This is a genomic window from Methylobacterium sp. CM6241 (assembly GCF_054817845.1).
The window spans coordinates 4,772,624-4,798,805 of sequence record NZ_CM139246.1 but is presented as its reverse complement, the minus strand read 5'-3'; the positions used below and the strand labels follow the sequence as shown (position 1 = coordinate 4,798,805).

The window sequence follows — 26,182 nt, the reverse complement described above, 5'->3', positions numbered from 1 at the left end:
CCTCAGCCCTTCGGTGAGGGCGGGGGCTCGCTGGCCTTGGCCTCGACCTGGGCGCCATCGGCATTCGCCGGTTGGGGCACGGACACTTCCGGGTAGCGCTTACGATACTCTTTGAGGAAGGCCTGCAGCGTATCCGCTTTGGTGGCTTTCTGCGCGATATCCCGGAAGGCCTGGCTCCGCACGGCATTCGGCTGGGTGAGCAAGGCGAAGGTGCGCGCGTCCATGCTGTCGGCCATGGGGCCGGCGAACTTCGCCCGCAGGCGCTCGAGCCCGAGCACCTCGTTCGACAAGCCGTAGGCAATGGCGGCGCGGATGATGTCGGAGCGCATGGCATCGTCGAGGGGTTTGCGCATGCGCCATGCCTCGCCGACCATGGCCTCATGCGCCTCGCCGGCCTCGCGCCAGCGGCGGCCACCCCAGAGAATGTCGGCACGCAGCCGGTCCGCGTCGGGGCCTGACTCCGCTTCGATGGTCTCCAAAGCCAGATCCGTGCGTGACAGGTCGGACAGGGCGCGGGCGCGGATGAGGGCGCGGGCGCGGCGCAGATCCTCGGGAAGCTCGGGCTGGTAGGTAGCATCGATGACCTGAAGCGCCTGAAGGGGCTTCTCGTCCATCATCCTGATGGTCGCCAGCCGCGCAGCGACACTGGCGCGGGCCGGCCCGGACAGCCGGTGATCGACCTGATGTTGGAGAAGTTCACCGGCTGAATCGAGGAGATCGAGTTCGACCAGCTTGTCCGCGAGGCGGCGCACGATCTCGTCGCCACGGCGGCCGATCGGGGCGAAATCCTTGAAGTCGAAATACAGCGCCAGCGCCTCCACGCCGGACATCTTCGCGCCCTTCTCGGTCAGGAAGAGGTCATCGAACAATTCCTGAGCGCTGTCGTGGAGCTCGCGGCTGATCGGTGATCCCGGCGCCAGCGCATCCGCCTTGCGTGACGCGGCAAAAGCCTGCCGCCAGCGCCCGGCTTCCATGTTGAGCTTGGCGAGTGCTGCGATCGTCCTCTGCTCGATCTCGTCGCCATGCCAGGTGAGGAGGAGGGTTTCCAGCCGCTCGATCGCCTCAGCCACCGGCATCTTGTCGAGGGCATGGGCCAGGATCGCGGCGCGAAGGGTCGCCACCGCCGCGATGGGCCGGTCCGCCGTGTCCGAGAGCCGCGTGTAGGTGTCGAGGGCAGCACTGGTCTGGCCCGTCACCTCGTCGATGCGTGCGCGCAGGAAGGCGAGCCTGTCGGTGACGGAGCGATCCGCCGCGCGCGCCAGCGCCGTCGTGATCTGCCGGCCCGCAGCGGCCCAATCGCCGTTCTCGATGGCAGCCTCCGCTGCCGCCGCGCGAAGCAGTCCCTGCAAGTCGTCGGGATAGCGCTCGATGATGCCGGCCGTATCGCGAAAGGCCGTATCGGCGGCCGGCCAGCGACCCGCCATGGCATCGAGGTAGCCTTTCCAAAGCCGTGCTTCCGGGTCCGCCCGGAGGAACTCGTTCTCCAGCGCCTTTCGCGCATCGGCGTAGCGCGCCATCTGGATGTTTGCCACGGCGGTGAGGATGGCGAGCTCGCGTTGTCCGGCCAGAACCGGATCCTCGCTGGCCGCCACCTGAAGGACACCGAGGGCTTCCACGTCGAGCCCGTTGGCGAGCATACCCCTCGCGAGGATCAGTCGCAGCGGCCCACGCGCCGGCCGTGGGGCATCCACCACGTCGTTCAGTTGCTGGCGCAGGTTCTCGCCGATATTGCCGCTCCTCGCCGCATCCCAGGGCGTGCGCTCTATGGCGAGATCGCTCACGGCGGTGAGTGCCGGCTTGGCAGGACGCGCGACGCCGGAAACCGACATGCCGCCCTCACGGCCGATCACGACGCCGTCCATATCCGGCCGCACCAGCAGGTCATCGGCTTTCGCAAGGACGGCGACGCCCTGACGACTGGGCAGCAGCTCGAAATCCACGAACGCCTGGCGTTTGGGGATCCCGGCGGGCTTGGGCCCATAACCGGTCACGACACCGATCCGCTCGCCGTTCCGCTCGATCCATGTCGCCCCGCCCGGATGCGGCAGGCGTATACCGATGCCGATCCGGCCGCTGGCTTCCGGGTTGCGGATCGCCGAAAGCGGTTCGCTGGCCGACAGATTCTCACCGGCGACGAGTTCCCACCCGGTCGGTGCGTCGGCATCGCCAATCGGCACGAGATCGAGAAGGCGCTCGCGGGGAACCCTGAAACTCAGAACGATGAAGGCACCCTGCCGCCGTGGCTGGCTGACGGTCTCGAAGACCGAATCGCCAGCGGGCACGATGACGGTTTCGGCGGTCTCGAAGACGAGGGTAGCGATGCCTGCGCGTTCGAACAAAGCCGCCGCCGGCTGTCGGCTGAACGGGAAAGCGAGGCCTGGGCCGGCTGGCCGCAGGATGATGGTTTTCTGCGGGGCCGTCACCTGCGGGGCACCCACCTGCTTCTGCATCGTTGCGGTGAGCGGCGAGGCGGGTTTCGACGCAGGTTCGGCCTTCGCATCCGCGGCCTTGCCGTCGGTGGAGGACTTACTGTCAGGGGAGGGTTTGCCATCGACGGGCACGGCCTTGGCGTCCGATGGCACAGCTTTGCGGAGAATATCCAGCGTGACGCCGTCATCGTCCCGTCCGGTCCGGATCTCGTAGCCGGCGGCGGGACTCACCATGAGACGGGCGCCGTCCGCGTCGTTCTCGACCGTCAGAGTCTCGATGGCAGGCTTCGTCCGTCCGCGGGGAGCGCCGTCGTCGATGCGCCAGGCACCGGGAATCGTCAGCCGCGTTCCCGATCCGGTCTCGTCGAAGCGAGCGACCGTATCCGGCGGGAGCCGTAAGCTGAGGCGTGTCAGCGTTGGGAGACGCGAGAGTTCGAGGGCGAGTCGCCTCGGTTCCACGATGGGCGTGGCCGCCTTCATGGCAGCTTCTGCCAATTGCGCCCGACGGACGAGGTCGGCCACGATCTCCGGTGGCAGGGGAGGGGGAAGCCCGGACCAATCCTCAGGTAGTAGATCGATGAAAACATGCTCGCCCGCCGCCTGGACGTTCAGGCGATACGGCTTCTGCAAGGCGATACGCATGCCGGTCCCGTCAGGGTCCCGCCGCACCATCGAGACGAATTCGGGGATATCACTGACGATCTTTTCCGGCGCAGGAGTGGTGGGCTCGCCGAAATTCACCAGGAGGACGAGGCCGGACATCCTGGCCTTCACCGGAACCGCCGAATTGAAGGTCATGGCGATTCGGGCGTAGCGCCCGACCTGATTGGCCTTCACCGTCAGGAGCCGCGCGGCTTCCGCCTCGCTGGCCCAGACGAACGTCCCCGCCACGATCGAGGTCGCCATGAAGCCGGCCATGAGGTGGCGCCGACGTCTCGCGATTCCGCCCCCCATTCCCATTGCAGTTTACGCCACACCCGGTTGCGCGGAGAGCCGAAGACAAGCCGCCGCGAAACGATACACCGTCGGCGACTCTCTCCCTTCGAGGCTAACGCCCGCCTAACGGGCGCCTGGCGCGCTGTCTCAAAACTGCGCGTCGCTCGAGAGATACTGGCGCGTTCATTCTTTCGAAGCGCGATATCGTCGGATCCGCGCTATCTCGCCCTCCGAACAAACAAAAAGCCCCACTCGGCTTCCGCCAAGCAGGGCAGTGTTCAGAAGGACATTCCTTGGGAGGAATGACCCTTCATATCATGTGAGATCCCACATTTACCACATCGACCCCAAACATCTCCCCGGCTTTCGAAGCTGGGCTACCCTGACGCTCGAGCATATGTCGGTGTTGCCCAGGGCGGACGGGACAGATCCGGTCGATGATGGGCGTTACAGACCGCCGTTTCCGCCGCTGCCACCGCCAGCGCTTCCGCCCCCGGACCGGCGTGAAGGCTGGCTGGAATTGCCGCCCGCCGCCGAGCTGTCGCGACCGCTGCGGCCACCAGTATTGTTCGACATGCTGGGGGTGCCAAGGCCGCGCTTCGAGTAGCGCGAGCGCGCATCGGCGGACGTCGTCATCTGGGCGAGCGCGAGAGAGGAAACGGCGAGCGCACAGAATGTGATGGCTAAGGTCTTCATAGGTGCTCCTGCGAATGCCCGGAGGTAACGCGGGACCGACCGGAAATATCCATACTGGACAATGGAGATCGCGATAGTAAAAGCCCCGCCCGGCATAGGCCAGACGGGGCGAAGTCGTCATATCCCCCTCGGGGCCGAGGGTATGGGTTAGACGCTTCACGGCACCGGAATCATCCTGGAAAGACGGCGACTGCGCAGATGTCGCACCGCCCCGGCGCGTTACCGCCCTAGATGACGCAGGCTATCGATGGGTTCGGCAACCGATGTGGTATCTGTACGGCCTCGTACTGCTCGCTGGCGTCGCGAACGCTGTGCAGGCGGGACAGAACGGTGCATTGGCGAAAAGCTTCGGCGGCTCGCTGAGTGCGGGCCTCGTCGTGGCAGCGGGAACGGCCACTTGCGTGCTTCTCGTAGGGCTTGCATCGGGCAAGCTCACGCTTCCGACTCTGGCTCAGGTCCTCGAGGCCCCGTGGTGGGCATGGTTCGGCGGAGTGCTGGGCGGCGGCATCGTTGTCGCGCAGCTTATGGTGGCGCGTCAGATCGGGGCGGCTCCCTTCCTCGGCATGCTCGTGACGGCGGGCGTCGTCGCTTCGATCCTGCTCGATCATTTCGGATGGGTCGGCTTCGAACGCCATCCGGCGACCCTGTGGCGCATCGTCGGCGGCCTACTGATGATCGGAGGCGTAGCCCTGGTGGCAAGCTCCTAGCCCATCGGGCCGAACCCTTACAGCGCCGCCCGTCTCCCGCCGGGCCGGTCACTCTCACATTTCGTCCTCAGGAACACCGATGCACCGCTACTTTCCCGTTCTGATCGCCGTCTTCGCCCTACTCGCGGCAGGAATTCTATATGCGTTCGTCCGAAACGGAGACACGGCACATACCGCGCCCGTCCAGCAGACGGCGCCTCGCTGATGCGTCGCCTCATGCCCATGGTGCTGCTGGGTCTGGCTGCGATCCTTGCGGTGATCTGGGTCGGCGTATGGAATTTCGAATCGCTTCGCACGGAAAGGGCCGAGAATGGCGGAGCCCCCGCCGTTCCCGCCTGCGATCCGGACAACAAGGTTGGCAAGGCAATCCTGCCGAACTGCCCGGATGCGTCGATCAAAGCGACGTCCAAACCCTGACACGTACGCCGACGACCGAACTTTGACCCATCCGGGACCGACGACGGTCCCGGATCGACGGTCTGTACAAACGGATCGGGCGGATACCCGATCCGGTCACTGCTTCACGACGAGGCCCGGAAGGGTTTTGCCGTTCGCGCCGAAATTCTCCAGAGCCTTGGCGCAGTTTGCCGGAACGTCCTGCGAATAGACGTCGGCATAGGCCTTCACGCGCAGAATGAGTTCGCCGCCCGCCAAGGCATCGGGCTCGAGACCGAGGCTCCGCACCACCGTCTTGAAGGTCTCGTAATTCGGTTTCGCATCGGGGCAGGACGCCGAGACGAACTGCAACAGCCCGGCGAGCTTTGCGGCAGTGTTCTTCTGGCGCTCCTCCTTGGTGTCCGGGGGCGCTGGCGCATCCGGGGCGGGCTGCGCGGCGAGCGGGAGCGTCAGGCTTCCGAACAGGAGCGAGGCGAGCAAGATCTGCTTCATGGGTGGCGTTTTCCTACCTATCTGTCGCATCGCCTGACTGTTTGCCGTCAGTGCGAGAGCGCGCTGGCCCGGGCGAGGGCGGCACCGAAGCCGTTGAGCGGCACGGTGATCGTCGTGGGTTCGGTGGCGTCCTGCTTCGGTGCGAGAATGAGCAGGTTCTTCGCGGTCTTCATCGTATCGGTGGCGAGGGTGGGCAGGCTCACCGGGACGAGGCACCCTTCGGAACTGCAGGTGTAATAGGGGGCGCCCTTGCCGAGGACCGCCTCGTCGATCTTGAAGCTCAACCCTGCCTCGATCTGGAACCCGAACGGCATCAGGATCAGTCCATCGGTGCGGTCGTTCGCCGGCGGCTTGAGCTCGATGGCGAATTCGCGGCGATTGTCGCGCTTCGATCCCTGGGCCTGGACCACCGAGCAGATCGTCGCCTGATTCTCGCGGGAGCAATTGATGCTCCAATCGCCGTAGCTCTCGCTCAGCGCGCTGGCTCCTTCCGGCCACGTCGCCTTGGCGGGGGCGGTGGGCGCAGGCGCGGCTGTGGCGGCAGCGGCCGGTTTCAGTGCGGGCTTGGGTTTCGGTTTGGGTTTGGGCTTCGGCGACGACTCGGCGGCCGGTGTGTCCTGCTCCGGCGCGGCCTCCTGGGCGTAAGCGGCGTTCCAGGCATCCCCGATCGCGGCAAGCGAGATCACGCCGACCAGGGGTAAAACATGTCTCCAACGCATCAAGCGGGCATCCGGCGTTCGAACGAAGTCACGCCTGCCGCCTAGCCCTCCCTGCCTCCGAGCGCAATGCACCGGTTGGCATCGCGATTTATCGCCCACCGGCAATCCGACCCGTTCGCCTTGCCTGATCTACCCGCCGGGTTCAACGCCGCTTGTCCTGGCCGGTGCCCTGGTCGATGGCCGGCAATTCGTTGGGGCCGAGGCCCATGACGACGGGCTGCTGCGTCGGTGTCTGGCCACGCGCGCGGTTGGCCAGGGCCACGGTCAGCTTCTCGGCGGGCTCCGATTGCATCAGGGCCAGGACGTCGGCCATCTTACGCGGGTTCATCGCCAGGACGATGGGTACCAGCACGTCGAGGGCAAGACGGTCGAAGACGCGGGCGGCATCCTTCGGCTTCATCGTCTCGTACATCGTGACGATGTTCTTCAGGGCCGCCCTCTCGGCCTCGGCCTGTTGGGCGCCGGCCCCGTCGGGCCTCTCTTCGTTGCGTTTGAGATCCTTCACGCCCTCTTCGAGCTTGCGTTCGGCGGTGCCGAGCATCTGCTCACGCAGGCTCAGGGTCTCGTCACGCTGCTTGAGCGCGTCGCGCCGAGCAGCCAATTTTTCGAGGATGGCGCGCTCGCTGGCCGGCATCGGCTCCGCGGGCGGCGGTGGCCGTGGAGCAGGCGGCTCCGGCTCGGCCGCCGGCTTCTCCGACTCTTTCGGTGTCACCGAACCCGTGGTCTGCGGGTCGGCCAGTTCGTAATTGGTCCGCGCCTTGGCGAGGACCCTGGCGAAGTCCGGCAATTGCCCGCCCGCCGAGGCCGCGCTCGGCCCCATGTCGTCGACGACGATGGCGCCGAGCTTGAGCACGAGCAGTCCGACGGCCGCCATCGTCACGGCATCGATGAGGCGCAGCTTGTAGGGCCGAACCTGGCCGGGACCTTTACGGCCCGGCCGCAGCTTTCCGAGGTGGTTCTGCCCCGCGCGGACGAGGAAGCCGGACTTCTTCATGCGGCGCGGCTCCGCAGGCGTCCAAGGGCGCGCTCGGACATGGCGAGCGCGGCGGCGGCGGCGGCTCCGAGACGCTCGCCGTTAGGGCTCGATGCCGCGACCGGCGCCTGCTCGGGCTGGGTCCGGCTGGCGCGGAGCTCCGTCGGGCGGATGTCGGAGGGGCGGATTTCGACGGGCGGCACCGCGGCTAACTGCGACGGCTGGGAATGCGCGACGATGGCCGAGATGCGGGCGATCACGGTCTGGCCGGCCTGGACATGGGCAGAGAGATCGGCGGCATAGCGCTCCGCCGTGCCGAGACGGTCGGCCAGGGTGCGGTCGCATTCGTCGAGGGTGGCGCGCAAGCCGATGATCGCCCGCTCGGCGGTGGAACTCGCCACGACGAGATCGCCGATCGTCTGGCGCAGGGCCGCTTCATCGGCCTTCATCCGGGTGATGCGCCGGCTCAGGCTCACCGACGAAACGATGCTGGCGACGAGCAGCACGGCAACGAGGATATCGGCGGCGAGGGTGACGAGGAGGCTCATGGCGCGGTCACCCGTCGTTGCGGTTGTTGATAGAAGCCTCGAAGGCCTGGAACGTGGTGCGCGAGCGCCGCAGCGGCCGCGTGAGTTGCACCGAGATGTTGTCGTCGACCCGGCCGATGCGCCCCTGCGTCAGGGCCCAGTCGCCACAGCGCACGGAGATCAGGTCCGTGGGCTTGGTATCGAACATCAGCGTGTCTCCGACCTTGAGCGACAGCACCTTCTTCAGCGGCAGCATCATCTCGTGGAGGACCGCATCCATCGTCGCGTCGGCCTGCCAGATCTCGGTGGCGAGGTGGCTCTCCCAGACATGATCGCGGCCGAGCTTCTCGCCCATGAAGCTCTGCATGAGCAGTTCACGGATGGGCTCGATCGTGGCGTAGGGGAACAGGATCTGGAGCTGGCCGCCGCGGCCGTCCATGTCGAGCTTCAGGGTGATCAGGATGGCGGCGTTGGCCGGCCGGGTGATCGTGGCGAAGCGCGGGTTGGTCTCGATCCGGTCGATGCCGAAGCGCACCGGGGAGAGGGGCTGGAACGAGAGTTCGAGATCGCTGAGGATGATCTCCACGAGGCGCCGCACCAGCTGCATCTCGATAGTCGTGAACGGACGCCCGTCGAGCCGAGTCGCCGAGCCGCCGCGCTTGCCGCCCAGCAGCAGGTCGAGGGTCGAGTAGGCGAGGTTCGATTCCACCGTGACGAGGCCGGAATTCTCCCAGGCATCGGCCCGGAAGACCCCGAGCAGGGTCGGCAGCGGAATGGCGTTGAGATAATCGCCGAAGCGGACAGAGGTGATGTTGTCGAGGGTCACCTCGACGTTGTCCTGGAAGAAGTTGCGCAGGCTGGTCGACAACAACCGGATCATCCGGTCGAAGACGATTTCCAGCATCGGAAGGCGTTCGTACTGGACGACGCCCGAATCCACGATGGCACGGACGCCGCCGGCACCCGATGCCGACAATTCGCGAAGGCTGAATCCGAGGACGCCGTCGATCTCATCCTGGTTGAGGATGCGGTCGTTGCCGGCGAGTTCGGGGAGATTGTCGGTCTCCCCGTCCTCGATCATCGTCGCCCATTCGGCGGCGACGTCGCTGGCATGCGTGCTCGTGCCCTGCTCGGCCAGCGCCGCGCCCCACTCGTCGGCGAGCGAGGTTTCGCCGCCTTCGGCGTTCTGCGCGATCAGGGCGGCTGCCCAATCGTCCTCTTCGAGCTCGTCTTCGGGACCTGCCATGACCGTCTCGATACCGGTTGAGGGGAATTACTGGACGATCACGTCCTTGAAGAGCACGGCCTCGGCCCGTGCCGGATGGATCGCGACATTGACGCGCCGCAGCAGTTCCTCGCGGAGCCGGTAGAGGCCGGCCGAGCCGGCGAGATCGCTGGCGCGCAGCTCACGCATGTAGACTTGGAACGTGTCCTCGATGCGCGGCATCAGCGGCTTGACCTCATTCTCTACCTTAGCGTCCTTCAGTTCGAGGGACACTTTGACCTTGGCGACGCGCGGCTTTTCCTGGCCGGGGTCGTTGGCGAGGTTGATCGTCATCTCGCGCACGTCGAGGAAGACGAGCGGCTTCTTCACCTCGACGGCGGCGTGATCGTCGCCGCCCTTCTTCTTCATCATAAAATATCCACCACCACCGCCGGCCAGCAGCAGCACGGCCGCACCGATGATGATGATCTTCTTCTTTCCACCCTTCGGGGCTTCGCCTTCGGCGTCTTCCCCGTCGGCGGAAGGGGTCTTCGTCGGCTTCTTCGCCATGGCGCGCCCCCTTCGGATCTCGTCTCAGGGTGCGTTCGGCGATGTGTGCCCGCGACCCCTTGCAGGGATATATCTGTGGCTACGGTTAACACCTCGTTAAGGAGGCAAATTCTGCCGGGCGGTTCTTGCCGCGGGGAGAGGAAGATCAGCGGCCAGGAGCAGGCCGGACTCGCACCAAGCATCTGAAACTGTTCATGAAATCCGTTTTTCGGCGGATGGCACGGGCCGTGCGGACATGATTAACGTCGCCGCAGCCCAAGGCCTTTCGATCCATGCAGAACGCACTGTTTGTCGGAGTCTCCAGTCAGGTCGCCCTGCAGCGTGAACTCGACGTGATCGCCAACAACATGGCGAACGTCTCCACCACGGGCTTCAAGGGCCGCAGCTCACGGTTCCAGGAATACCTGATGCCGGTCGCGAGCGCCGACTCGTTCCAGCGGCAGGATCGGCGCGTCTCCTACGTCATCGACCAGGGCACGGCCCTCGACCTCGCCCAGGGGCCGATCGAGCAGACCGGCAATCCTCTGCACGTGGCCGTGCGCGGCGAGGCGTTCCTCGTGGTCCGCACTCCGACCGGAGACCGCTACACCCGCAACGGTGCGTTCGAGACCGACCCTCAGGGCAACCTCGTCACCAGCGACGGCTATGCCGTCCAGGGCGAGGGTGGGCCGATCCAGATCAACCCCCAGGAAACCGGCATCGCCATCGGTCCGGACGGAACGGTCTCCACCAATCTCGGCATCCGTGGTCGCGTGCGGATGGTGACCTTCCCCAACCCGCAGGCCCTCACCAACGAAGGCGCCAACCTCTACTCGTCCCAGGCGGCCCCGGTGGCCGCCGGTGTGAACGGCCGCCTCGAATCGGGTGCCCTCGAACGCTCCAACGTCAAGCCCGTCATCGAGATGACCCGGCTGATGGACGTGAACCGCACCTACACCATGGTCTCGGGCGTGATCTCGCGCCTGGACGAATTGCGGGGCACGGCGATCCGCCGCCTCGCCGACGTCGCGTAAGGAACCCAGGCGATGCGCGCCCTCTACGCTGCCGCCACCGGCATGGCGGCCCAGGAACTCAACGTCCAGGTCATCTCGAACAACATCGCGAACCTGCGGACCACCGGCTACAAGCGCCAGACCGCCCATTTCCAGGATCTGCTCTACCAGAACCTACGCCGGGCCGGTTCGTCGACCTCGGACCAGAATACCCAGCTTCCCGCCGGCCTCGCCATCGGCTCGGGCGTGAAGACGACCTCCACCGCCCGGACGATGTCGCAGGGTCCGCTGGCATCCACGGAGAAGGAATACGACGTCGCCATACGCGGCGAGGGTCTGTTCCGGGTCACGATGCCCGATGGCCGCATCGCCTTCACCCGCGACGGCTCGTTCGATCTCTCCGCACAGGGACAGCTGGTGACCCGCGACGGCTACCTCGTCGATCCGGGCATCACCGTCCCCAACAATGCGACCAGCGTGACGATCAGCGCGCAAGGTTCGATCCAGGCCACGGTGCCGGGTCAGACCGCGCCGCAGAATCTCGGCCAGTTCCAGCTCTCCCGCTTCGTCAACAAGGTCGGCCTCGAATCCATCGGCGACAACCTATTCGTCGAAACCGCTGCCTCCGGCCCCCCCATCAACGGCCTGCCGGGCGCCGAGGGCTTCGGCAACCTGCAGCAGAGCTACCTCGAAGAGGCGAACGTGAACGCCGTCAACGAGATCTCGTCCCTGATCGCCGCGCAGCGCGCCTACGAGATGAACTCGAAGGTCGTCACGGCGGCCGACCAGATGCTCTCGACAACGTCGCAGATGTTCCGCGCCTGACGGTGCGGGCGCTTCACTCCCCTGACGTCCCGGCCTCGTCCTTCCATTTTACCCCGCCTCCGAAAGCGTCATGCCATGTACGCCCTGAGACAGATCTCCGCCGCCGAGTCACGGCGCGCCGCCACGCTCACCCCCGGCATCGTGGTGCGCGCCCTCTTCGCCCTGGCGGCCCTCTGCTTCATGACCGTGCAGGTTCTCGCGGAGAACAACGGCCAGCGGCTCCGCCTCCGCGGCGACGTCACGGCGCGCGGCGACATCCTGACCCTCGGTGATCTCGTGGAAGGTGCGCCGGCGGATCTCGCTCAGCGCGCTCTGTTCCGCGCGCCGGCGCTCGGGGCGTCCGGCACGATCCAGGCTCGCCGCATCGCCGACGCCATCGCGCCCCTCGGGCTCGGCGAGATCGAGACGGGCGGGCGGGCTCAGGTCTCGGTCCAGCGCGCCGCTCGGCGCGTGGGCCCGACCGAGATCGAGGCCGCGATCAAGCGCGTGCTGGAGACGTCCTACGGGCTCGATCCACGCAACCTCGCGATCCGCGTCGATGGGGAGAACACCGTTCTCCTCGCCCCCCTCGATCTCGACGGACAGGCGACGGCCCTCGACGTCACCTACGATCCGCGCCTGAAGCGGGTCGCTGCCCTCATCACCCTGGGCGAGCGTCAGGCATCCCTGCGCGTCGCCGGACTCGTGCAGGAAATCCGCGAGGTCCAGATTCTCTCTCGCACGCTCAATCGCGGCGACACGGTGAGCGCCGCCGACGTCACCATCGAGCGCCGCCCCCGGGAGGCGACGCCCCCCGACGCCCAGGCCGGGTCGGTCGTCTCCATCGGCCAGGTCGCACAGCGCAGCCTGAGTGCCGGCTCCATTCTCCGGTCCGGCGACGTCGCACCGGCGGATATGGTCCAGCGTGGCGAGGCCGTGACCATCGTGTTCGATGCCCCCGGCCTCAACCTCTCCCTGCGCGGCCAGGCCAACGAGAACGGCCGCCTCGGTGCCGCGATCACCGTCACCAATCCCGTCTCCAAGAAATCCCTCGCCGCCACCGTGATCGGCCCCGGCCGCGTCTCGGTCAGCTCGCCCGCCAGCCTCGGCCGCCAGGCCAGCGCGGCGTTCGACGCCGCCCGCTGATTCCACCCGATCGCCTCTAGGAAAAAAGCTGGCTCCCATGACCAACCGCACCACCCGCCTCACCTTCAAGCCGCTCTCGCTTGCCGCTGCCGTGCTGGTTTCGTCGGGCCTTGGCGCTTGCAATACGGCTGATCGGCTGTCGCAGGTCGGCGCCACGCCTACGCTCTCGGCCATCGAGGACCCGACTTCGCAGCCGGGCTACCGCCCGGTGCGCCTGCCGATGCCGGACGTCCAGCCGGTCTCCTACGCACCGAACTCGCTGTGGCGGACGGGATCGCGCGCCTTCTTCAAGGATCAGCGCGCCGCCCGGATCGGCGATCTCGTGACGATCAAGGTGAACGTCACCGACCGCGCCAACCTGAACAACGAGACGAAGCGCTCCCGCTCCAATGCGGAAGGAATGGGCCTTCCCAACGCTTTCGGCCTGGAGAGCAGCGCCGCCGTCGCCGCCGCCGGGATCAGCCCGGACAAGCTGATCGCCGGGACATCGACCTCATCGAGCGATGGTTCGGGGTCGGTCCAGCGCAACGAGACGGTGACGACCAACATCGCGGCGATCGTCAACCAGGTCTTGCCCAACGGCAACCTCGTCGTGGAGGGCAAGCAGGAAATCCGCATCAACTTCGAAGTGCGCGAACTCATCGTCGCCGGCGTGGTCCGGCCGGAGGACATCGAATCCGACAACACGATCGATTCCTCGAAGATCGCCCAGGCCCGCATCGCCTATGGCGGTCGCGGTCAGATCACCGATGTGCAGCAGCCCCGTTACGGCCAGCAGCTCGTCGACATCCTGCTTCCGTTCTAAGCCGGAAGAGGCCGGTCAATGGTCAGTGCCGGGCCGGTTCGGGCGCGGAGCGGTACCGTGATTGTCGACGAAGGCGGAGCGTTCGGGATCTTTCTTGAGCGCGGCGACACGGCGGCGCTGCCACATCGCCACCCCGATCACGAGAGCGAAGGTGGCGAGCGCAAGCACCAGGATCAGAACTTCATTGTCCATTTCGGGATCCTTGATCGACGCGAAGTCGTATCAGTAATCACGAGATGAGCGCGAAGGTTCCGGCGCAGAAAATCAATGCCCTGCCAAGCTTACGCCGGATATCGGGCCCCGATCATCGGATCGAAAGCTCGGGCTCCGGTATCCGCAATGCTTGATCACCGATGCCATCCCCGACAGAGCCGGTTGATGACGTGAGGTTCGGTGCTACTCGTCCCGATAGACGCGCTCGCGCCGCTCGTGGCGCTCCTGCGCTTCCAGGGAGAGGGTGGCGATGGGCCGGGCATCGAGCCGCTTCAACGAGATCGGCTCGCCGGTTTCCTCGCAAAATCCGTAGCTTCCGTCCTCGAGACGGGCGAGCGCCGCGTCGATCTTGCCGGTGAGCTTGCGCTGCCGATCCCGCGCCCGCAACTCGATGGCCCTATCGGTTTCGGACGACGCGCGATCGGCGAGATCGGGATGGTTCTCGTTCTCGGTCTGAAGTGCGACGAGTGTATCCTGAGCCTCGCGCAGGATATCGGCCTTCCAACCCACCAGCTTGCGGCGGAAATACTCACGCTGCCGATCGTTCATAAACGGCTCGTTCTCAGACGGAACATATCCGTCTTCGATCTTGACTGTCGCCATCCTCGCCCCTTCGCAAGTCCGTCACAGCCGGTACGCGGCGATGTTTCGCGTGCCTATACTTGAGGGCGCCCCACACTACAACGCACCCGACGTCCCGAACCTCATCTGATTTCATGATGCGTATACCATGCGACAAACACGCAACGGGTGCATCCCCCCGGCGGCGGGTCCGTCGGTGGCGAGTCCACACGGTCGCCGAGGATTATCGGGGTCGGGTCACGGCGCGTCAGATTGGCCCATAGCGGTGGCAATCGAGACCGTACGCAGTCGGACAGGTTGCGCGAATGGCTGTCGCCGGAGCGGTACGGCCGGTATGCGGCTGGACCGTCGTGACCTATACCTGTCTCGTTCGCGCTGGTCCGGTGACCGACGGCTCGATCTCGCCTTAAGCGTGCAACCGAGGCCCTGAGAGTGCCGGAAAGCCGATCTTTGCCGAAGCCGATCAAAGAACATTCGGAGATCTTCGTAGGCGGCAGCGAGATGGCGGCCCTGATGCGGGCCAAGGACTGGTCACTGACCCCTCTCGGCTCGCCGGAAGGCTGGCCGGAGGCGCTGAAGGTCGCCTTGCGGATCCTGCTGACCTCGAGATTCGAGATGTGGCTCGGCTGGGGGCCGGACATCGCCTTCTTCTACAACGATGCCTACCGCCCGACCCTCGGCCTCAAGCACCCGGATTCCCTGGCCAAACCCACCCGGATCCTCTGGGCCGAGATCTGGGACGACATCGAGGCACGGATCCGCAGCGTCTACGATCACGGCGAAGCGACCTGGGACCGTGGGTTGCTGCTTCTTCTGGAGCGCAACGGCTATCCCGAGGAGACCTATCACACCTTCTCCTACAGCCCCGTCATCGACGATGACGGATCGGTGGGCGGCCTGTTCTGCGCGGTCAGCGAAGAGACCGACCGGGTCATCAGCGAGCGCCGGCTCGGTATCCTGCGCCTTCTGGGAGAGAGCCTCGCGCGTGCGGAATCCCGCCCCGACGTTCTCAGTGCGGTCGAGGCCAGTTTAGGCACGGCGCGTCGAGATCTTCCCTTCAGTGCCATCCATCTCTTCGAGGGGGGCAACCTCGCCCATCTCGCCTCCACCATCGGAATATCCCGGGACCATCCCGCACTGCCGGGTGTGATCGATCCTGCGGGCCCCCTCGCCGAATGGTTCGGCGGCACCCAAGGCGAGAGGATCATCGATCTCGATCAGGCGCAGAACTGGCCCACGGGCGATTGGTCGAGGCCGCCGGCGAGGGCAGTGACGCTGCCCCTCGTCGGACAGGGTGGAAGCGCACCGCTTGGCATCGTCACGGTCGGCCTCAATCCGCACCGGCCCTTCGACGCGGATTACCTCAGCTTCCTCAAGCTTCTCGCCGGCCAGATCTCGTCGAGCCTCGCCAGCGTTTCCGCCTACGAGGCCGAGCGGCGGCGCAACGCCGTCCTGGCCGAAGCCGTCCGCATGCGGCAGGAGGCGGCCGAAGCCCTGAGGCAGGCCAACGACGCCCTTCTTTCCGAAGTGCGGCAGCGGACGGCCGAGCGCGACCGCATGCGGTCTCTGTTCAAGGACGCGCCCGGCTTCATGTGTGTCCTGAGCGGCCCGACGCACGTTTTCGAGTATACGAACGAGGCCTATCTCCAGCTCATCGGCCATCGCGACATCATCGGGATCGCCGTCCGTGAAGCATTGCCCGAGGTCGAGGGCCAGGGCTTCTTCGAGCTCCTCGACGAGGTCTATGCGACGGGCAGGCCCTTCATCGGGCGTAACATGACCGTGACGGTTCAGTTCGGACGAGAGGGCGGCCTCGAACAGCGCGTCGTCAACCTCGTCTACCAACCGATCACGGAAGCCGACGGAACGGTCAGCGGCATCTTCGCCGAGGGTCACGACGTCACCGACAGAGCCCAGGCCGAGGATGCCCTGAGGCGCCTCAACGAGACGCTGGAACAGCAGGTCCAGGCCCGCACGAAGGAGGTGCAGGAGCGGACCGAGGAGCGCGACCGGGCCTGGCGCCTGTCACAGGACCTGTTGATGGTCACCGAAGCCGACAGCCGGATCGCGGCAGTGAACACGGCGTGGACGACGCTTCTCGGCTGGACTTCCGACGCTCTCACCGGACGGTCCTTCGCAGAACTCGCCCATCCCGAAGACCGCGATGCCATCTGCTCTACCTTCTCGGCCATCGTCACCGAACCGCTCACCGCTCCTTTCGACCTCCGTCTGCGCCATGCCGACGGCAGCTATCGATGGTTCGCCTGGACGGGGGCGTTCGAGGACGGACGGATCTATGCCAGCGGGCGCAACACCACGGCGGAGCGCGAACAGGCCGCTGCCCTGGAACTCGCCGAGGATGCCCTGCGCCAAGCCCAGAAGATGGAGGCCGTGGGCCAGCTCACCGGGGGCATCGCCCACGATTTCAACAACCTCCTGACCGGGATCGTCGGCTCCCTCGACCTGATGCAGACCCGCCTGTCGCAGGGGCGGATGGAGAATATCGAGCGCTACGCCAAGGCGGCGATGTCCTCGGCCAACCGGGCAGCCGCGCTGACCCACAGGCTTCTCGCCTTCGCAAGGCGCCAGCCGCTCGACCCGAAACTGGTGGATGCCAACGCGCTCATCGCGTCGCTCGAAGATCTCCTGCGCCGGACGATGGGCGAGACGATCGCTCTCGACATCGCCATGGGGAAGGGGCTCTGGCCGACCTTGTGCGATCCGCACCAGCTCGAGAACGCCATCCTCAATCTGGCGATCAACGCCCGCGATGCGATGCCGGATGGCGGCCGGCTCCGCATCGAGACCAGCAACACCGAACTCGACCGAGCCTATGCCCGCCTGCATCCGGGGGTGGAGCCGGGCCCATATGTCTGCATCGTCGTGTCGGATAGCGGCACCGGCATGCCGGCCGATGTCATCGCCCGTGCTTTCGATCCGTTCTTCACGACGAAGCCCCTGGGGCAGGGGACCGGCCTCGGCCTGTCGATGATCTACGGCTTCGCCCGACAATCCGACGGGCATGCCAAGATCGATTCCCAAGTGGGGAGCGGCACGGCGGTGAAGCTCTACCTGCCCCGCTCCATCGAAGCGGTCGTGGAGGTGGACGCGGTCGGCGCCGTCGCGGAACTTGCTCGCCTCGGCGCCGGGGAAACGGTTCTGGTGGTTGAGGACGAGACTGTGGTCCGGGACCTCATCGTCGATGTGCTGGAAGACCTCGGCTACCGTGCGATCTCCGCCGCCGACGGTTTGTCCGGCCTCAAGATTCTCACGACCCAGGAGCGCGTCGACCTGCTCGTGACCGATGTCGGCCTCCCCGGCCTCAACGGTCGCCAACTCGCCGATCAGGCGCGTGAAACCCGGCCCGGCCTCAAAGTGCTGTTCATCACGGGGTATGCCGAGAACGCCATCTTCGGCAACGGCCAACTCGATCCGGGCATGCAGATGATCACCAAGCCGTTCCCCGTGGAGATCCTGGCTGGGCGCATCCGCGAGATGATGGAAAGCTGATCGGAGGAGGCCTCGTCGGGCGCTCGTGGCCCCTCAGTTGTCTTGGGCCGATTGCAGTTTGGCGAGTTCCACCGCCGCACGCAGCTCGATATCGGCGATGAGCCCATCCAGGCGCGGATCACCGCTCGTTCCCGCACGTTCCGAGAGACGACTCGCGATGGATTGAAGTTCACGTGTCGACACCCGCCCCATCACCAGCGACGCCTTGAGCCGGTCGAGACCGTCCAGAAGGTCGTGGCCGCGCCTGGCGAAACGACGGCGACGCTCGCCGGGCTGCTCGTCCTGGCCCTGGAGGGTCAGGATCGCGTCGAGCCCCGCCAGAGACGTGGTCGATGCGGTGGAGGCGGCGGTGGAAGTGGCGGCGGCATCATGGCCCAGCATGAAGGACGGCGACGCATCCGCCTTGCGAACGGTCGGCGAGGCAGCGGCCGAAGTCTGCGAGACGAGGCGGTTATCGACGCGCATGGGCCGTCTCCGAAAATCAGGGCGTCGTTTCGCGCATCGGCACGATGATCGTTCCGCCCAGCAGATTCCGCCCTCGATGGTTAATCATCGGTAAACAAGCCGGCAGAACCTGCCGGGTCGGCAGGGAAGGCCGACCTTCCATGCCTCGACATCGCCAGAGAGAATCAAGAAAATCATTTATTATCAGTCACTTATAAGACCAGATCTGTTGGCACGGTCCTGGCAGACCTACCGGTATGTCCGACTTGACCGACATGCTCCGTCGACCAGCAAAGCGACTCATGCCACTCGCGATCGCCCGGCCCAAACATTCTACTCTCCTTGCCTGCGCAGCCGCGCTGCTGACGCTGGTCTTCGCCATGAACGGGCAGGCTTCCGCCCTGTCACGCGTGAAGGATCTCGCGAGCATCGAGGGAGTCCGACAGAACCAGCTGGTCGGCTATGGGATTGTCGTCGGTCTCAACGGTACCGGCGACACGCTCAACAACATCCCGTTCACCCGGCAATCGCTTCAGGCGATGCTGGAACGCCTCGGCGTGAATACGCGGGGCGCCACCATGCGCACCCAGAACCTCGCAGCCGTGATGGTCACGGCGAGCCTGCCGCCCTTCGCCACGCAGGGAAACCGCATCGACATCACGGTGTCGTCACTGGGCGACGCCAAGTCGCTCCAAGGCGGCACGCTGCTGGTCACGCCCCTGCTCGGTGCCGATGGCGAGGTCTACGCCTTGGCGCAGGGATCGGTGGCCATTGCGGGCTTCTCGGCCGAAGGCGATGCCGCGAAGATCACCCGCGGGGTTCCCACCAATGGGCGCGTCCCCAACGGGGCGATGATCGAGCGCGAGACGGCGTTCAAGATGAACGACATGCGCTCCCTGCGCCTGTCTCTGCGCAACCCGGACTTCACCACCTCGAAGCGGATCGCGGCCGCGATCAACGACTTCATGGGCGCCGACACCGCCGAGCCCACCGATCCGGCCACCGTCACGCTGCAGATCCCCGCCAAATATAACGGCAACATGATCCGCCTCGTCACCGAGATCGAGCAGCTGAAGATCGAGCCCGACCAGACGGCGCGGGTCGTCGTCGACGAGCGCTCGGGCATCATCGTGATGGGCCGCGACGTGCGCGTCTCCACCGTCGCCATCGCGCAGGGCAACCTCACCGTCACCATCACCGAGCAACCGCAGGTGAGCCAGCCCGCACCCCTCTCGAACGGTACCACCACCGTCGTGCCTCGCACGGGGGTCAAGGTCGATACCGGCGACGGCAACAAGCTCGCCATGGTCAAGGAAGGCGTCACCCTGCGCGAGCTGGTGGATGGCCTCAACGCGCTGGGGGTCGGTCCCCGCGACCTGATCTCGATCCTCCAGGCCATCAAGGCCGCCGGCGCCCTCCAGGCCGATATCGAGGTGATGTAATGCAACCCCTTTCCTTCCTCCCACCCAAGAGGCGCTGACCATGCTGTTCGCCCCCCTCGCCGCCAAGGCCGCCATTGGCGTCGGCCGCGCGCTCATCGGCGACATCGCCAAGACCGTCGGCAACGGCCTGAAGGAAGACGCGGCCAAGGAAAGCGCCAAATCCGCATCGACGTCAGCGAACGCCAGACTGTCGGCGACGGCCGCCAAAACCCCAGCGGAGGTCAAGGCCCGGAAAGCCTCCAACGAGTTCGAGACGATGTTCCTGGAACAGACCCTGGAGCGACTCACCACCTCGGAGGGAACCGACGGTCCGCTAGGCGATAACGGCACCGGCGGAGCGGTCTACCGCTCGATGCTGACCAAAGAATATGCGGGCCAGATGGTGAAGAGCGGCGGAATCGGCATTGCCGATCAGGTTTACCGTGAGATGATCAAGATGCAGGAGGCCGGCAATGCACCCCGGATCTGAGACCAGAACGCTACGGATCGTCGACAAGGCCGGCGCGGACGCGCTGATCGCCCATATCATGGAGACGATGCAGTCGCTGGAGGCCATCCTCGTCGAAGAGGGTAGCCACGTAAGGGCCGGTCGGCTGCGCCAGGGGCTGTCGGACACGGAGCGGAAGACCGCTCTCGGTGCGTCCTATATGCAGGGCCTCGAAGTGGCGAAGGCCAATGCCATCGCGCTGGCGCGCTTTGCCCCGGACTCGATCGAGGGACTTAAATCCGCGCACCAGCGCTTCGCTCAGGTGGTCGAGACCAGCCAGATCGTCCTGGCGACGGCGCGCACGGTGTCGGAGAGCCTGGTCAAGTCCCTGGCCGAGGATATGAGCCGGTCGAGGACGACGACCGTCTACGGCCGTCCCTCGCAGCCGCCTTCGCCCTACGGCAGGGGCGCGGCCGCGCGGAGCCAGCCGCTGGTTCTGTCGCGCAGCCTCTGACGGCTCAACGCCCGCCAGCGTCGATCCTCACATAGGTGCGGACCGGACCGTAATCGGTGTCCACGCGCGTATCGACGGCCAGTCGGCCGCCGGTGATCGGCCGCGAGTCGGGACCGTCTTCGCGAGAGCGGAGAGCGAGGCCCGTCGTCGCCCGACCACCGATGCGGATACATGTGTCGGAGCCGGGAATACGAATGAAGCCGGAGCCGTGGCGGGGGCAGGGTTTCGCCGCTTGCTGGGGCTCGGGGCGGAGTGGCTCGTGCGCGAGAGCGGGCGCGGCCGACGCCAGGACCATACCGAAGAGCAGGCCATAGGTCCCGACCGTCCTCGCCATGCCTGTCCTCGCCGCCATTCCCGAACGATCATGCTGGATAGCTCAGCTTTAACGATGGGTCGATGCCACCTCGCCACAGCGAGACGGTAACCTTTCGGTAAACAAACGTCCTTAATGCTTTCTGACACAGTCAAACGGGAAGCATGGGTCATGGCGGATAAGGTCATCGGGGCGGCGGCGTCCGATCGGTCGCCGGAAGCGCTGTTGAAACAGGCCGTGAGCGGCGCCAAGACGCGGCCGGCGCCGGTACCGGAGGCACGCAAGCGCCTGCCGGCCATCGATCCGCTTCTCGCCGGTGTCGCCGCGGCGGCTCTCGTTCTCGGCCTCGCCATGGGTGCGGGCGCGATGAGCCTTGCCTCCCCGAACGGTAACCTTTCCTCGGAATCCCTGACGCAGATCCAATCCCGTCTCGATGCCCGCCACGCGGATCTCGGTCGTCTGCAAACCGACATCGAGAAACTCGGCAAGATCCTTGCTCAGGTGCAGGATGCGACCGAATCGGTTCGCAGCGAAGCGAAGAATCGCTCCGCGACGCTCAACGACCGGATCGGAAAATCAGAACAGGCCATCGTGACGAAGATCACGAGCCTCGCCGATCGCCAGGACCAGACCGAGCGCGACCAGACGGCGAAGATCGCGGCCCTAACGGCTCAGATCGAAAAGCGTGCCGTGGCACCCGCTCCGGCCGCACCGGTGGTGGCGCCGCAAGCCGCAAAACCTCATCAGGCTGAGCCGACTGAAACCGGCTCGATCCCGGATAAACCGAAGGTCGCCGCCCCGGCCGTGATCGAAACCTGGGCCGTGCGGGAGGTCTATAATGGGGTTGCCGTCATCGAAGACCGCCGCCATCGTCTGGTGGAAGTCGGTCCGGGCGATACAATTCCCGGTATTGGCAAGGTCGATGCGGTGGAACGGCGCGGTCGTGTCTGGACCGTCGTGACGAAGCAAGGGCTAATCACGAACCAGACGTGGTGATGGGAACGAAATGAGCGCGAAGGTGCGACTTCAGGAAACCTGAACCTCGATTTCCGGATCACGCAGGGAATGCGGAAAGCGCGGCTCGATGGTCATGGGATGGACCATCGCGCTGGCGCGCGTGATGCGGGTCCGACCATGCGTCAAAGCACGGTCCTGGCTTTCCAGGGTCGGAAACAGGATTGCCGCCAAAAGCGCTTGGCCTTCGAGATCGGCGTCGAGATTCTTGGCTTCGAACACTGGCATTGCGGTCACCGGACCTTGAGCCGTGCGGATTCGCAGGGGTCGTTGGGCTCGTATAAGCGAATAATGGGGATTGCGGCAACAAGTTCCCGATCACCCTGATTATTTACGCTTAATTTGCTTTTGCACTGCCGCGAAGTTTTCGCAGTGCGAAAGCGCACCGGATCAAAGCTCTAATTGCGCCGGCCCAGGGTTTTCGCCGTTCGAAAATCTTATCCGAGTAAACCCATCGCTTCTTTGGCAAGTCTCCAATGCAGACTGCCCTCTGGCCGTGAACACGGAACCGTCCTTTGACCAAGCCCCTCAAGCAGAGACAAGAATTCTTTTTCTCATCGCGTCAGGCACCGTACGTCCCAGCATCCTAGACATGCCCGTGTCTTGATTAGACGTCGAATAAAATAGAATTGACGCTGAGCACACCTATATTCGGACCTCGAATTCAAGCATCCGGCATGGTCACCGCAATGGTTCGAGCAAGCTCGGCAGCTCGTTGGGGATCTCGGCGACGATCCTGGGAAAGGTCGCCCTGTCGAGATCGGGACGTCGCTTCCTCCGGGTATTCGACACGAAAAAGGGCGCTTTCGCGCCCTTGATCGACGTCTCCATTCGGACTTCGCTGGTGTCAGGCGACTGCGGTCGCCTTCACCGGGATGCCCTTCTCCGTCAGGAACTGCTGCAATTCGCCGGACTGGAACATCTCGCGGGTGATATCGCATCCGCCGACGAACTCGCCCTTCACGTAGATCTGCGGAATGGTCGGCCAGTTCGAGAACGCCTTGATGCCGTCGCGGATCGCCATGTCGTCGAGGACGTTCACGCCCTTGAACGGCACTTCCAGGTAATTGAGGATCTGCACGACCTGGCCGGAGAAGCCGCACATGGGAAATTGCGGCGTGCCCTTCATGAACACGACCACGTCCTGGGAATCGATTTCGGTCTTGATGGCGGTGTTGGCGTCGGTCATTGCGATGTTCCTTGTTACTGGCCTGATCTAGTGATGGTCGGGCGCCGGTTTCAATACGGCTGCAAGACGCTCGAGACCGCGGTCCATATCGAAGTCGAGCGAGGTGAGTTCCTCGGGCGTGAAAGGCATGATGTCCGGGAGGCCGCCGGGCAGGGATTCTCCAAACACGTTGAGCGACGCGTCGGCGAGCTTTACCGATATGCTCCACAAGCGTTGCCAGTCGATCCGCTGACGCATCGAGGGCCTGTAGTTGCGCGCAGCCGACGCATGCCAAACGATGACCTCCTTGCGCCATGACCGGGTCGATTGAGCCGTAGGCGCAGAGACGTACTTCAAAATGTGAATGAGCACCCGGGAAAGCGCGCTCTCGACACGATCGATCTCGGATCGCCCAACGCTCTCGATCTCCTCGACTACATTATGCCAATCGAGAACATTCGATAATTCCGGGCGCTGTCCAAGCGCGCGCATAGCGGCACCCTGTTCCATCGCCCAGGCCACGGCACCGTCGTCGTAAAGGCTCGGCTGGTCCATGGGGACGCCTCGTTGGTCGCCCTTAATCCTGCGGGACGCCCGTCGTGAGCGCAAGGGCGTGGAGCACGCCCCCCATCCGCCCCTGGAGCGCCCCGTAGACGAGCTGGTGCTGCGCCACGCGAGTCTTGCCCTTGAAGGCCGAGGAGATGACCGTCGCGGCGTAGTGGTCGCCGTCGCCGGCTAGGTCCTTGATCTCGATCGTGGCGTCGGGCAGCGCCTCGCGGATCATGGCCTCGATATCGCGCGCATCCATCGGCATCGGACTTAATCCTTTTCGAGTGACGTTCAGACCGCGGCAGGCCGGGTCGCCATGTAGGTCGGCAGCCAGCCTTCATGCGCCTCGCGTAGATCCGAAACGGATATGGTTTCGCCCGCGGGCAAGGTCAAATCCTGCCCCCCGGTGAGGCCGACGACAGCGGCCGGGATGCCTTGCGCGTTCGCGCTGTAGAGAAGGTCCGGCACCTTTTCGGGATCCACGCTGAGGAGATAGCGGGCCTGGTCTTCTCCGAAGAGATAAGCATGCGCAGGTAGACCCGCCGGCTCTTCCGGCAGCGTCGCGCCGATGCCGCCGGCGATGGCCATCTCGGCCAAGGCCACGGCAAGGCCGCCATCTGACAGGTCGTGCACCGTGTCGACGAGCCCGGAGACGATGAGGCTGCGGACGAAATCGCCGTTGCGTCGCTCGACCGCGAGGTCGACCGGCGGCGGCGCACCGTCTTCGCGGCCGGAGACCACCGAGAGATAGACCGACTGGCCGAGCCAGCCCTCCGTCGCGCCGACCAGGACCAGCATGTCGCCGTCGCGCTTCAGCGAGAGGGTGGCATGCTTCGTCACGTCGTCGAGGAGGCCGACGCCGCCGATCGTCGGGGTCGGCAGGATGCCGACGCCGTTGGTCTCGTTGTAGAGCGAGACGTTGCCGGAGACGACGGGGAAGTCGAGGGCGAGGCAGGCCTCGCCGATGCCCTTGAGGCAGCCGACCAGCTGACCCATCACTTCCGGCTTCTCCGGGTTGCCGAAATTCAGGTTGTCGGTGATGGCGAGAGGCTTGGCGCCCACCGCCGTGATGTTGCGCCAGGCTTCCGCCACGGCCTGCCGACCGCCCTGGACCGGATCGGCCTCGCAATAGCGCGGCGTGACGTCGGCGGTGAGGGCGAGTCCCTTGGGGCCGTCCTCGACGCGCACGATGGCGGCGTCGCCACCGGGCTTCTGTACGGTGTTGCCACTGATGAAGTGGTCGTATTGCTCGTAGACCCAGCGCTTCGACGACAGGTCGGGGGAGCCGACCAGCTTCTTCAAGGCCTCGGCATTGCCGATCGGCGCGGGCACGTCGGCAGCGGCGATGACCGGCTGGTGCGTATTGGCGATATGCGGCCGGTCGTAGAGCGGGGCTTCGTCACCGAGTTCCTTGATCGGCAGGTCGGCCATGGTCACGCCGTCATGCTTCACCACGAAGCGCAGCGTATCGGTGGTGTGCCCGATGATCGCGAAATCGAGGCCCCATTTCACGAAAATGGCCTCGGCTTCCGCTTCCATACCGGGCTTGAGCACCATGAGCATGCGCTCCTGGCTCTCCGAGAGCATCATCTCGTAGGCGCTCATATTCTCTTCGCGGGCCGGCACCTTCTCGATGTGGAGCTCCACGCCGAGATCGCCCTTGGCGCCCATCTCGACGGCCGAGCAGGTGAGGCCGGCCGCACCCATGTCCTGGATCGCGATGACGGCCCCCGTTGCCATCAGTTCGAGGCAGGCTTCGAGCAGCAGCTTCTCGGCGAAGGGGTCACCGACCTGCACCGTGGGCCGCTTCGATTCAGAGGCGTCGTCGAACTCGGCCGAAGCCATGCTGGCGCCGTGAATGCCGTCGCGGCCGGTCTTCGAGCCGAGATAGACGATCGGATTCCCGACGCCCGTGGCCGCCGCGTAGAAGATCGCGTCGGTGCGGGCGAGGCCCACCGCCATGGCGTTGACGAGGATGTTGCCGTCGTAGCGCGGGTGGAAGCCGACGGCGCCGCCGACGGTGGGAACGCCGAAGGAATTGCCGTAGCCGCCGATGCCCGCCACCACGCCGGAGACGAGGTGGCGCGTCCGGGGATGGTCCGGCGAGCCGAAGCGGAGCGCGTTCAGCGCCGCGATGGGCCGGGCGCCCATGGTGAACACGTCACGCAGAATGCCGCCGACCCCGGTCGCCGCGCCCTGGTAGGGCTCAATGAAGCTCGGGTGGTTGTGGCTCTCCATCTTGAAGACGCAGGCCAGACCGTCTCCGATATCGATGATACCCGCATTCTCGCCCGGCCCCTGGATCACCCACGGCGCCGAGGTCGGCAGCCCACGCAGATGCTTGCGGGAGGACTTGTAGGAGCAGTGCTCGTTCCACATGGCCGAGACGATGCCGAGTTCGGTCAGCGTCGGGTCGCGGTCGATGAGGCCACGAAAACGCTCATACTCGTCCGGCGTCAGTCCATGCTGGCGCACCAGTTCAGGGGTGATCGGAACATCGTTGCGGAACATGCGAGCCCTCTCGACCGCTCAGGCTCCACTCGGGCGGCCTCCCATGGACGGAAGTCGCGCGAGGTGAACCTAGTTGGGTCGGCTCTAGAGTGTAAGCGC

At 65.6% G+C, this 26,182-nt stretch carries 28 protein-coding genes; 11 read left to right on the top strand and 17 right to left on the bottom strand.

Annotated features, from left to right (window positions below; translation table 11 throughout):
• Positions 1-2: 2 nt before the first annotated feature.
• Positions 3-3,347, bottom strand: coding sequence for a hypothetical protein (locus tag ACYQR9_RS22570; protein WP_461228104.1), 3,345 nt, complete (start codon positions 3,345-3,347; stop codon positions 3-5).
• A 465-nt stretch (positions 3,348-3,812) separates the two neighbouring features.
• Positions 3,813-4,061 carry a hypothetical protein gene (locus tag ACYQR9_RS22565; RefSeq protein WP_056424689.1) on the bottom strand — a complete coding sequence of 83 codons (249 nt, stop codon included), beginning with the start codon at positions 4,059-4,061 and terminating at the stop codon, positions 3,813-3,815.
• Between the two features lie 263 nt (positions 4,062-4,324).
• On the opposite strand from ACYQR9_RS22565, the gene ACYQR9_RS22560 reads away from it, so the two are divergent.
• Both ACYQR9_RS22560 and ACYQR9_RS22555 read left to right on the top strand, forming a co-directional pair.
• On the top strand, positions 4,325-4,768 hold the full coding sequence (locus ACYQR9_RS22560; RefSeq protein ID WP_461228103.1) for a DMT family transporter: 444 nt from the start codon (positions 4,325-4,327) through the stop codon (positions 4,766-4,768).
• Positions 4,769-4,972: 204 nt separating this feature from the next.
• Entirely contained in the window at positions 4,973-5,185 is a 213-nt protein-coding gene (locus ACYQR9_RS22555) for a hypothetical protein (protein ID WP_461228102.1), read from the top strand.
• 96 nt (positions 5,186-5,281) lie between these two features.
• Here the strand turns inward: ACYQR9_RS22555 and ACYQR9_RS22550 are convergent, their stop codons facing one another.
• The 6 genes from ACYQR9_RS22550 to fliL all read right to left on the bottom strand — a co-directional run bounded on the left by ACYQR9_RS22550 (position 5,282) and on the right by fliL (position 9,649).
• Positions 5,282-5,656, bottom strand: a complete 375-nt coding sequence (locus tag ACYQR9_RS22550; RefSeq protein WP_461228101.1) for a hypothetical protein — start codon at positions 5,654-5,656, stop codon at positions 5,282-5,284.
• 47 nt (positions 5,657-5,703) lie between these two features.
• Complete coding sequence (locus ACYQR9_RS22545) at positions 5,704-6,375, bottom strand: invasion associated locus B family protein (RefSeq protein WP_207412651.1); 672 nt, start codon at positions 6,373-6,375, stop codon at positions 5,704-5,706.
• A 142-nt stretch (positions 6,376-6,517) separates the two neighbouring features.
• Positions 6,518-7,369, bottom strand: coding sequence for a MotE family protein (locus ACYQR9_RS22540; protein ID WP_461228100.1), 852 nt, complete (start codon positions 7,367-7,369; stop codon positions 6,518-6,520).
• Positions 7,366-7,896, bottom strand: coding sequence for a DUF6468 domain-containing protein (locus ACYQR9_RS22535; protein WP_056424706.1), 531 nt, complete (start codon positions 7,894-7,896; stop codon positions 7,366-7,368). The genes ACYQR9_RS22540 and ACYQR9_RS22535 overlap by 4 nt, the downstream gene beginning before the upstream one ends.
• A gap of 7 nt (positions 7,897-7,903) precedes the next feature.
• Entirely contained in the window at positions 7,904-9,121 is a 1,218-nt protein-coding gene (gene fliM / locus ACYQR9_RS22530; protein WP_056424709.1) for a flagellar motor switch protein FliM, read from the bottom strand.
• A gap of 27 nt (positions 9,122-9,148) precedes the next feature.
• On the bottom strand, positions 9,149-9,649 hold the full coding sequence (fliL, locus tag ACYQR9_RS22525; RefSeq protein WP_056424713.1) for a flagellar basal body-associated protein FliL: 501 nt from the start codon (positions 9,647-9,649) through the stop codon (positions 9,149-9,151).
• A gap of 272 nt (positions 9,650-9,921) precedes the next feature.
• On the opposite strand from fliL, the gene flgF reads away from it, so the two are divergent.
• The 4 genes from flgF (at position 9,922) to flgH (ending at position 13,396) form a co-directional block, all read left to right on the top strand.
• Positions 9,922-10,662: a flagellar basal-body rod protein FlgF gene (gene flgF / locus ACYQR9_RS22520; RefSeq protein ID WP_056424716.1), complete on the top strand. Its 741-nt coding sequence runs from the start codon at positions 9,922-9,924 to the stop codon at positions 10,660-10,662.
• Between the two features lie 12 nt (positions 10,663-10,674).
• Complete coding sequence (gene flgG, locus ACYQR9_RS22515; RefSeq protein ID WP_056424719.1) at positions 10,675-11,466, top strand: flagellar basal-body rod protein FlgG; 792 nt, start codon at positions 10,675-10,677, stop codon at positions 11,464-11,466.
• 75 nt (positions 11,467-11,541) lie between these two features.
• Positions 11,542-12,591 (top strand): flagellar basal body P-ring formation chaperone FlgA, encoded by a 1,050-nt coding sequence (flgA, locus tag ACYQR9_RS22510; RefSeq protein ID WP_461228099.1) that lies wholly within the window; start codon positions 11,542-11,544, stop codon positions 12,589-12,591.
• Between the two features lie 37 nt (positions 12,592-12,628).
• Positions 12,629-13,396 carry a flagellar basal body L-ring protein FlgH gene (gene flgH / locus ACYQR9_RS22505; protein ID WP_207412648.1) on the top strand — a complete coding sequence of 256 codons (768 nt, stop codon included), beginning with the start codon at positions 12,629-12,631 and terminating at the stop codon, positions 13,394-13,396.
• Positions 13,397-13,411: 15 nt separating this feature from the next.
• On the opposite strand, the gene ACYQR9_RS22500 is transcribed toward flgH, so the two are convergent.
• Together ACYQR9_RS22500 and dksA are read right to left on the bottom strand one after the other, a co-directional pair.
• Positions 13,412-13,588, bottom strand: a complete 177-nt coding sequence (locus ACYQR9_RS22500) for a hypothetical protein (RefSeq protein ID WP_200919058.1) — start codon at positions 13,586-13,588, stop codon at positions 13,412-13,414.
• 204 nt (positions 13,589-13,792) lie between these two features.
• Positions 13,793-14,212, bottom strand: a complete 420-nt coding sequence (dksA, locus tag ACYQR9_RS22495; RefSeq protein ID WP_056424729.1) for an RNA polymerase-binding protein DksA — start codon at positions 14,210-14,212, stop codon at positions 13,793-13,795.
• Positions 14,213-14,692: 480 nt separating this feature from the next.
• On the opposite strand from dksA, the gene ACYQR9_RS22490 reads away from it, so the two are divergent.
• Positions 14,693-17,701: a PAS domain-containing protein gene (locus tag ACYQR9_RS22490; protein WP_461229880.1), complete on the top strand. Its 3,009-nt coding sequence runs from the start codon at positions 14,693-14,695 to the stop codon at positions 17,699-17,701.
• 33 nt (positions 17,702-17,734) lie between these two features.
• Here the strand turns inward: ACYQR9_RS22490 and ACYQR9_RS22485 are convergent, their stop codons facing one another.
• Entirely contained in the window at positions 17,735-18,166 is a 432-nt protein-coding gene (locus tag ACYQR9_RS22485) for a flagellar assembly protein FliX (protein ID WP_461228098.1), read from the bottom strand.
• Between the two features lie 281 nt (positions 18,167-18,447).
• Between ACYQR9_RS22485 and ACYQR9_RS22480 the strand changes: the two genes are divergently transcribed.
• Genes ACYQR9_RS22480 through ACYQR9_RS22470 form a run of 3 tightly spaced genes read left to right on the top strand, consistent with a single transcriptional unit; the run spans position 18,448 to position 20,528 of the window.
• Entirely contained in the window at positions 18,448-19,587 is a 1,140-nt protein-coding gene (locus tag ACYQR9_RS22480; protein WP_461228097.1) for a flagellar basal body P-ring protein FlgI, read from the top strand.
• Positions 19,588-19,627: 40 nt separating this feature from the next.
• Complete coding sequence (locus tag ACYQR9_RS22475) at positions 19,628-20,056, top strand: rod-binding protein (RefSeq protein ID WP_461228096.1); 429 nt, start codon at positions 19,628-19,630, stop codon at positions 20,054-20,056.
• Positions 20,040-20,528 (top strand): hypothetical protein, encoded by a 489-nt coding sequence (locus tag ACYQR9_RS22470; RefSeq protein ID WP_461228095.1) that lies wholly within the window; start codon positions 20,040-20,042, stop codon positions 20,526-20,528. The genes ACYQR9_RS22475 and ACYQR9_RS22470 overlap by 17 nt, the downstream gene beginning before the upstream one ends.
• 4 nt (positions 20,529-20,532) lie before the next feature.
• Here ACYQR9_RS22470 and ACYQR9_RS22465 read toward each other — a convergent pair whose 3' ends face one another.
• A complete protein-coding gene (locus tag ACYQR9_RS22465; protein WP_461228094.1) occupies positions 20,533-20,862 on the bottom strand; it encodes a porin in 330 nt (109 codons plus the stop codon).
• A gap of 150 nt (positions 20,863-21,012) precedes the next feature.
• Between ACYQR9_RS22465 and ACYQR9_RS22460 the strand changes: the two genes are divergently transcribed.
• A complete protein-coding gene (locus ACYQR9_RS22460; RefSeq protein ID WP_461228093.1) occupies positions 21,013-21,837 on the top strand; it encodes a hypothetical protein in 825 nt (274 codons plus the stop codon).
• A 30-nt stretch (positions 21,838-21,867) separates the two neighbouring features.
• Here the strand turns inward: ACYQR9_RS22460 and ACYQR9_RS22455 are convergent, their stop codons facing one another.
• From ACYQR9_RS22455 to purL, 5 genes are all read right to left on the bottom strand, one after another.
• Complete coding sequence (locus ACYQR9_RS22455; RefSeq protein WP_056454960.1) at positions 21,868-22,083, bottom strand: hypothetical protein; 216 nt, start codon at positions 22,081-22,083, stop codon at positions 21,868-21,870.
• 619 nt (positions 22,084-22,702) lie between these two features.
• Positions 22,703-23,044: a Grx4 family monothiol glutaredoxin gene (gene grxD, locus ACYQR9_RS22450; protein ID WP_056424753.1), complete on the bottom strand. Its 342-nt coding sequence runs from the start codon at positions 23,042-23,044 to the stop codon at positions 22,703-22,705.
• 27 nt (positions 23,045-23,071) lie between these two features.
• Complete coding sequence (locus tag ACYQR9_RS22445; protein WP_461228092.1) at positions 23,072-23,578, bottom strand: DUF29 domain-containing protein; 507 nt, start codon at positions 23,576-23,578, stop codon at positions 23,072-23,074.
• 22 nt (positions 23,579-23,600) lie between these two features.
• Complete coding sequence (locus ACYQR9_RS22440) at positions 23,601-23,837, bottom strand: BolA family protein (protein ID WP_018042619.1); 237 nt, start codon at positions 23,835-23,837, stop codon at positions 23,601-23,603.
• 26 nt (positions 23,838-23,863) lie between these two features.
• Positions 23,864-26,083 (bottom strand): phosphoribosylformylglycinamidine synthase subunit PurL, encoded by a 2,220-nt coding sequence (gene purL, locus ACYQR9_RS22435; RefSeq protein ID WP_461228091.1) that lies wholly within the window; start codon positions 26,081-26,083, stop codon positions 23,864-23,866.
• Positions 26,084-26,182 lie beyond the last annotated feature (99 nt).